We start from the raw sequence: 6,954 nt of genomic DNA on the forward strand, positions 1-6,954 counted from the left end.
GCGCGGCTGGACAGCAAGGGGCTGGAATGAGCCTCGCCATCGTGGCTCCGCACCCCCACCCTCAATCCCTCCCCACAAGGGGGAGGGAGGCGCATAAGCCTTTGGATTTGTGTGCGCCGATGCCTCAGTCGTCTCCCTCCCCCTTGTGGGGAGGGATCAAGGGCGGGGGTGCCCCACGCTCCGTCGGTTGTGAGGTCTCCCCATGACCACCGTCCGCTACGCCCCGTCCCCCACCGGCCGCCTCCACCTCGGCAACGCCCGTCCAGCCCTCCTCAACTGGCTCTTCGCCAAGGCCAACGCCGGTACATACATACTGCGCCTCGATGACACCGATACCGCCCGCTCGACCGAGGAATTCGCCCGCGGCATCGAGACCGACCTCGCCTGGCTCGGCATCGCCCCCGACCTCAAGGTCCGCCAGTCCGACCGCACCGCGCTCTACGATGCCGCCCGCGACCGCCTGATCGCCTCCGGCCGCCTCTATCCCGCCTACGAGACCGAGGAAGAACTCGACACCAAGCGCGCCCGCGCCCGCCTTCTCGGCCGCCCGCCGATCTACGATCGCGCCGCCCTGAACCTGACGCCGGAGCAGAGGGCCAAGTACGAGGCAGAGGGCCGAAGGCCTCACTGGCGCTTCCGGCTCGATGGCCGTCCCGTCGCCTTCGACGACCTGATCAAGGGCCCCCAGACCGTCAACACCGTCTCGATGTCCGACCCGGTACTGGTCCGCGCCGATGGCAGCTATCTCTACACCCTGCCATCGGTCGTCGATGACATTGACCTCGGCATCACCCACGTCATCCGCGGCGAAGATCACGTCAGCAATACCGGCACGCAGATCGAGATCTTCGAGGCGCTGGGCGGCAACGTGCCCGCCTTCGCCCACCACAACCTCCTCACCGGCGCCGAAGGCGAGGGGCTCTCGAAGCGCCTCGGCTCGCTGTCACTGGCCGAACTGCGCGAAGCCGGCTACGAGCCGATGGCCGTCGCCATCGTCGCCGTCCTCACCGGCACCAGCCTCGCGCTCGAGCCCTATCCCGATCTCGCGGCGCTGCAGCAGGTCTTCGCGCTCAGCGCCGTCTCGCACGGTTCGGCCCGCTTCGATCCCGCGGAGCTATCGAGCCTCAACTCCCGTATCCTCCACCAGATGCCCTACGAGACCGCCCGCCCGCGCCTCGAGCCCCTCGGCCTCGCCTCCGAAGCGCTCTGGCTGGCGCTCCGCGGCAATCTCTCTGTGTTCAGCGATATCGCCGGTCTTGCGACACTGGTCACCGGACCCGTCACCCCGGTGATCGCCGACGAAGACCGCGAGTTTCTCGTTCAGGCCGGCGAACTGCTGCCGCCCGAGCCGTGGGATGAAACCACCTGGTCGAAATGGACCGATGCCCTCAAGGCCGCCACCGGCCGCAAGGGCAGGGCGCTGTTCCACCCACTCCGCCTTGCCCTCACCGGCCGGGAGCAGGGGCCCGAACTCAAGTCCCTGCTGCCGCTTGTGGGGCGTACGGCGTGTCTGGCCCGACTACCCTGACCCGCTTGTCGCCGAACTGCACGATCCGGCCCGCCGACTGAGCAGCCGTCACTGGCTGGGCGACCACCACCGGTTTCGGCGTCTCGCCCGGCGCAGCCGGACGCGGGCGCGGCAGCGGCACGTTCACATAGACGCCGGCATCGGCCACCTGGGTGATCGGCGCGGTGATCACATTCGAGGCGATCCGGCGGCTGTCGCGCACCGGCAGCGGGAAGGTCATCCCGCGGAACGTCACCATCGCCCGCGTACTCCCGTCTCCCAGTTGCGCCAGTGCGATCGAGCCCTGGTCCTGCGTCGAGCTGCATTTGCTGGTGGTGTCGAACTCGGTGCGGAACTTGAACGCGGTCGGCAGGTTCGCGTAGGGCTCGCCGAACTCGTTGATCATCTGCTCCGGTTCCTGCCCCGGATTGTCGTAGTAGTAGAGGTCCACGTCGAGCCCGGGGCATTGCGCCCGGCATTGCTCGGCGTCGTTGGACACGTAGTCGACCAGCGTCGAATAGCTGATCGGCCACCAGAACCCGTCGGTCTTCCTGACACACAGCGTCCGCACCGTGTGATAGTTGCCATACGGGTCGAACTGATCGCCGCGAACCCCGCCCTCGCCGTCGAACTCCTGCGTGAACCCCCCGAACAGCCGCTCGAACAGGTTTCCCCGGCTCTCGCGCTCCACGGTGACGCGCGAGCGGCCGTCGCAATCGAAGCGCGCCATCTCCTGCAGGATCGCCTCACGCTGCTGCGCCACCGCTTCGCCGGTATCGACGCTCTGCGATAGCTGCTGCACGTCCTCGCGGCCGCGCAGCACTTCGCGCGCCAGCGCCCGGCATTCGCCCGAAAGCCGACGGCCGGCCTTGGCGTCGTCGTTGCAGCCCTGCCGGACATAGGCGCTTTCCGAGCGCTGCACCTCGCGCTGCAGCCGCTTCAGTTCGCCGCCGCCCGAATTCTGGAAGTCGGCGTTCCGGTCGAGCGAGCGTAGCGTCGCCTGCAGCCGCGCGCAGCTGTCGGCCTGCGCATAGGCAGTGGAAACGTCGATCAGCAGCCCGACCCACGCCGTGAGCAGCAGCACGGCGAACCGGAGCAGGAATTTGGCGGCGCTGGGCCGGACGCTGGACATCATTTCATACCGGTTCATGTTGCCATCCCGTTAGTCGGCCAATGCGCCCAAACCGAGACAGGACAAGGGATTCGGGCCGCGTATTAGCACAACCGCATCACCCTTGAAGCGCGGTAAGCGCGTCCGCTGCACCCGGCGGCGTTGCAGATAACAAAGCCGTGAAGACGGTCTTTGGTTCCGTGAGGACTAACCGCTGACAGATGGTGTTGTCGAACGGGAGGGTCGCGCCCGGATATTCCCAACCAACGGTACCTATTGTCGAATTCCCAGCGTCATCCGGACCCTCATATGGATCTTCAGGAGTAAATCGATGCCGTCGAACAAGTTCATTGCGTTTGCGCTGGCCGCCGTTGTGGCCGCTGTCGCGACCCTCGCCATCGCCCAGGACGTGACCAAAACGCCCGACCCGGCACTCGCCGCCCTGACCCCCGAGGAGATGGTCCTCAAGCGCCAGGCCATCATGAAGGAAGACGGCGGCATCCTGAAGGGCGCCGGGGCTCTCAGCGGCGCCGACGCCGTCGCCGCGGCCGACCACCTCGTCACCAACTTCTCCAACCTGACGGCGCTGTTTCCCGAGGGCTCGGCTGTCGGCGAGACCGGCGCGCTGCCGGTGATCTGGGAGAAGCACGCTGACTTCCAGGCGATCTTCGCCAACGCCGTCGCCAAGGCGACCGAGATGAAGGCGGCCGCCGAAGCTGGCGACGCCGATGCCTATGCCGCCTCGATCAAGACCATCGGCGGCTTCTGCGGGCAGTGCCACGAGACCTTCAGGAAGAAGAAGGAGCAGTCCTGATCCTCAGGTCTCTCCCTCATAAAACCAGCGGGGGGTCCCCAGACGGGCCGCCCGTTGCATTTCTGCCCGATAGTCGAGGCATGGTTTGTATGGTTAGGTGCGCCGTCGCGCGCCTCGCGCCCGTAGGAGTAACCCGTGCAAGTCCGCATCGCTGTCGCCGCGCTCGCCGGCCTGATGATCATTTCCGCCGCCCCTGCCGCCTTGGCGCAGACTCCGGCGGATTTCACCAAGTTCAACGAATCCTGCCTCGCCGCGGCGCCGTTCCTGCTCGGCCAGGTCCCGGACGGGGTCGATACCGCCTCGATCCTCAGCCCGCTCTGCGGTTGCCTCGCGACCTCTTTCAAGGACCTGCCGCAGACGGATGTCGACGTCCTCGCGGCGGACCTGCGCGGCGAAGGCACCGACGCGGTCCACACGGCGCATGGCAGCTACGACAAGGTCGCTGAAACGGCGCGCCAGGGGCTGACCACCTGCTTTGCCAGCCCCGAGGTCGTCGCGGCCATGGAGAAGGCTGCGCCTCCGGCCACCGCACCGGCTCCCGCTCAGCCGGCTCCAGTCAGCCCGCCGCCGACCGAGCCGGCGCCGCCCGCCACGCCCCCGGCAACACAGTAATAACCTCATCGGCAGGGGCGCTCCGGCGCCCCTTGCTTTCTGCCCGGACTGAAGTCAGATTGCGCGGCATGAAAACCAGCACCGCGATCTGCATTTCCGGCTGCTCCATTATCCGCTAGGCATTGCTGGCGGCGCGGTTTTCTTCATCCCGAATTCTCTAGTCCCGAAGAACCCGCCCGCGAGCGTCTCATCGTGCGCGAGGAATTTTGACTTTGGGCGAGACCACGACACTGCGGCTGCACAACACGCTGACCCGGGCGAAGGAGAACTTTGTCCCCATCGATCCCGGCAATGTCCGCATGTATGTGTGCGGGCCGACGGTCTACGACTACGCCCATATCGGCAACGCCCGCCCGGTGATCGTCTTCGACCTGTTGTACCGGCTGCTGCGCCATCTCTACGGCGCGGAGCACGTCACCTATGTGCGCAACATCACCGACGTCGATGACAAGATCAACGCCAGGGCGGTGCGCGACCATCCCGGCCTGCCGCTCAACGAGGCGATCCGCAAGGTCACCGAAACCACCGCCGCGCAGTACTTCAAGGACGTCGCCGCGCTCGGCACGCTCGAGCCCGATTTCCAGCCGCGCGCCACCGACAATATCCCCGGGATGCAGTCGCTGATCACCTCGCTGCTCGGCAGCCGCCACGCCTATGAGGCGGCGGGCGAAGTGCTGTTCGACGTCGGCTCGATGCCGGACTACGGCAAGCTCAGCGGCCGCAACCTCGAGGACAACCTCGCCGGCGCCCGCGTCGAGGTCGACGCGCACAAGAAGAACCCGGCCGATTTCGTGCTCTGGAAGCAGTCGAGTGCGGACGAGCCCGGCTGGGACAGCCCGTGGGGCAGGGGCCGCCCCGGCTGGCACATCGAATGCTCGGCCATGAGCGAGCGCTATCTCGGCCAGGTCTTCGACATCCACGCCGGCGGCCTCGACCTGATCTTCCCGCACCACGAGAACGAAATCGCCCAGTCCCGCTGCGCCCACGGCACGCCGGTGATGGCCAGCTATTGGCTCCACAACGGCTTCCTGCAGGTCGAGGGCCAGAAGATGTCGAAGAGCCTCGGCAACTTCATCACCATGCATGAGCTGCTCGAGGCCGAAAAATTCGGCGGCCGCAAATGGCCCGGCGAGGTGCTGCGGCTCGCCATGCTGATGACCCACTATCGTGAGCCCATCGACTTCTCGGTGAAGCGTCTCGAAGAGGCCGAGCAGAAACTCCGCGACTGGCAACGCGCCGCGAAACCGAAACCGGGCACGCCGCCCGAGCCCTCGGTGATCGCCGAACTCACCGACGACCTCAACTTCCACCGCGCGGCTGTGGCGCTGGATGTGGTGGCAAGGAAGGCCAACCGCGGCACCGAGACCGCCGCCAATTGCCTCGCCGCAACGCTTGAATTCCTCGGCTTCACCACGAACGGCCTGCTGCAATCCGACACCGACGCCCCCGCCGGAGTCGCTGAAGCCGTCGCCGCCCGCCTGGCCGCCCTCAACACCAGGGATTTCGCCAAAGCCGACACCATCCGCGCGCAATTGCTGACACAAGGTGTCCAGCTGATGGACTACAAGGATGAAGCAGGCCAGCGGCAGACGAAATGGGAGATAAAATGACCGGCGAAACTTCCCGTCACCCGCCCTTCGGGCACCCTCTCCCTCAAGGGGAGAGGGGCGATGCGGCACGATCGCGCCCCCGCCTCCCCTCTCCCCTTGAGGGAGAGGGTGCCTCGCGCAGCGAGGCGGGAGAGGGGCAGTTCAGCAAAGGACCAACACCATGAGCGCCCTTGATCACGTCGCCATCTCCACCGCCGACTACCCCACCTCGCTCGCCTTCTACGAAGCCGCGCTGGCCCCACTCGGCATCAAGACCCACATGAAGTTCGAGGGCGACGACGGCAATGTCGCCGGCCTCGGTACCGAGATGCCGTTCCTGTGGATCGGCGATGGCGGCAAGCTGACCGGGGGGCGGGTGCATATCGCGCTCCGGGCCAACTCCCGCGCCGAGGTCGATGCGTTCTACGCCGCGGCCATGGCGGCGGGCGGCAGGGACAACGGCCCGCCGGGCCTCCGTCCGCACTATCACGCCACCTACTACGCCGCCTTTGTCTACGATCCGGATGGCCACAATATTGAGGCGGTCTGCCATGCTCCCGAGTGAGACTACCGGCACCGGACGAGGTTTCCCCGCGTGAGTGCGCTGCGCAGCTACTATCCCGAGATCGAACCCTACGCCTCCGGCCACCTCGATGTCGGCGACGGCCACGAGATCTATTGGGAACGCGTCGGCACGCCCGGCGCCAAGCCTGCCGTGTTCCTCCATGGCGGCCCGGGCGGCGGGCTGAGCCCCAACCAGCGCCGGGTGTTCGATCCCTCGCGCTACAACGTGCTGCTGTTCGACCAGCGCGGCTGCGGCAAGTCGCGGCCCTTCGCCGAACTCGAGCACAACACTACCTGGGACCTCGTCGCCGATATCGAGCGACTGCGTGAAATGGCCGGCGTCGAGCAATGGCTGGTGTTCGGCGGCTCCTGGGGCTCCTCGCTGGCCCTCGCCTATGCCGAAAAGCACCCGGACCGGGTGAGCGAACTGGTGCTGCGCGGCATCTTCACGCTGCGCCGGTGGGAACTGCTCTGGTACTACCAACATGGCGCCTCGCTGCTCTTCCCCGACAAATGGGAGCGCTTCGTAGCGCCGATCCCGCCCGAAGAGCGGCATGACATGATCGGCGCCTATCGCCGGCGCCTCACCAGCGCCGATCGCGACATCCGGCTCGGCGCGGCGCGCGAATGGGCCCGCTGGGAGGGCGAGACGATCACGCTGCTGCCCGACCCGCAGGTCAGCGACACGTTCTACGGCGACGAGTTCGCGCTCGCCTTCGCCCGCATCGAGAACCACTATTTCGTCCATGCCGGCTGG

At 66.9% G+C, this 6,954-nt stretch carries 7 protein-coding genes; 6 read left to right on the top strand and 1 reads right to left on the bottom strand.

The annotated features are described in order from the left end of the window. Window positions 1-202 precede the first annotated feature (202 nt). Window positions 203-1,528 (top strand): glutamate--tRNA ligase, encoded by a 1,326-nt coding sequence (gltX, locus tag JWQ89_RS20670; RefSeq protein WP_299644223.1) that lies wholly within the window; start codon window positions 203-205, stop codon window positions 1,526-1,528. Here the strand turns inward: gltX and JWQ89_RS20675 are convergent. Beyond that, window positions 1,473-2,657 carry a DUF2865 domain-containing protein gene (locus JWQ89_RS20675; RefSeq protein WP_299644224.1) on the bottom strand — a complete coding sequence of 395 codons (1,185 nt, stop codon included), beginning with the start codon at window positions 2,655-2,657 and terminating at the stop codon, window positions 1,473-1,475. The two genes, gltX and JWQ89_RS20675, sit on opposite strands and share 56 nt — an antisense overlap. 292 nt (window positions 2,658-2,949) lie before the next feature. Between JWQ89_RS20675 and JWQ89_RS20680 the strand changes: the two genes are divergently transcribed. From JWQ89_RS20680 to pip, 5 genes are all read left to right on the top strand, one after another. Further along, complete coding sequence (locus tag JWQ89_RS20680; protein ID WP_299644227.1) at window positions 2,950-3,432, top strand: cytochrome c; 483 nt, start codon at window positions 2,950-2,952, stop codon at window positions 3,430-3,432. 135 nt (window positions 3,433-3,567) lie between these two features. Continuing rightward, window positions 3,568-4,044, top strand: a complete 477-nt coding sequence (locus tag JWQ89_RS20685; protein WP_299644229.1) for a hypothetical protein — start codon at window positions 3,568-3,570, stop codon at window positions 4,042-4,044. Between the two features lie 212 nt (window positions 4,045-4,256). Further along, entirely contained in the window at window positions 4,257-5,654 is a 1,398-nt protein-coding gene (cysS, locus tag JWQ89_RS20690) for a cysteine--tRNA ligase (protein ID WP_299644230.1), read from the top strand. Window positions 5,655-5,814: 160 nt separating this feature from the next. Continuing rightward, window positions 5,815-6,198, top strand: a complete 384-nt coding sequence (locus JWQ89_RS20695; protein ID WP_299644231.1) for a VOC family protein — start codon at window positions 5,815-5,817, stop codon at window positions 6,196-6,198. A 30-nt stretch (window positions 6,199-6,228) separates the two neighbouring features. Continuing rightward, window positions 6,229-6,954, top strand: a 726-nt coding sequence (pip, locus tag JWQ89_RS20700; RefSeq protein ID WP_299644233.1) for a prolyl aminopeptidase, incomplete at its 3' end; no start/stop codon positions are given.

The organism is Devosia sp. (assembly GCF_028290645.1).
Lineage (GTDB): Bacteria > Pseudomonadota > Alphaproteobacteria > Rhizobiales > Devosiaceae > Devosia_A.

Bases quoted from the DNA above. Each gene is read 5' to 3' on its own strand.
- JWQ89_RS20695 (WP_299644231.1), top strand. From the start codon at position 5,815: ATGAGCGCCCTTGATCACGTCGCCATCTCCACCGCCGACTACCCCACC.
- JWQ89_RS20680 (WP_299644227.1), top strand. From the start codon at position 2,950: ATGCCGTCGAACAAGTTCATTGCGTTTGCGCTGGCCGCCGTTGTGGCC.
- JWQ89_RS20675 (WP_299644224.1), bottom strand. From the start codon at position 2,657: ATGAACCGGTATGAAATGATGTCCAGCGTCCGGCCCAGCGCCGCCAAA.
- gltX (WP_299644223.1), top strand. From the start codon at position 203: ATGACCACCGTCCGCTACGCCCCGTCCCCCACCGGCCGCCTCCACCTC.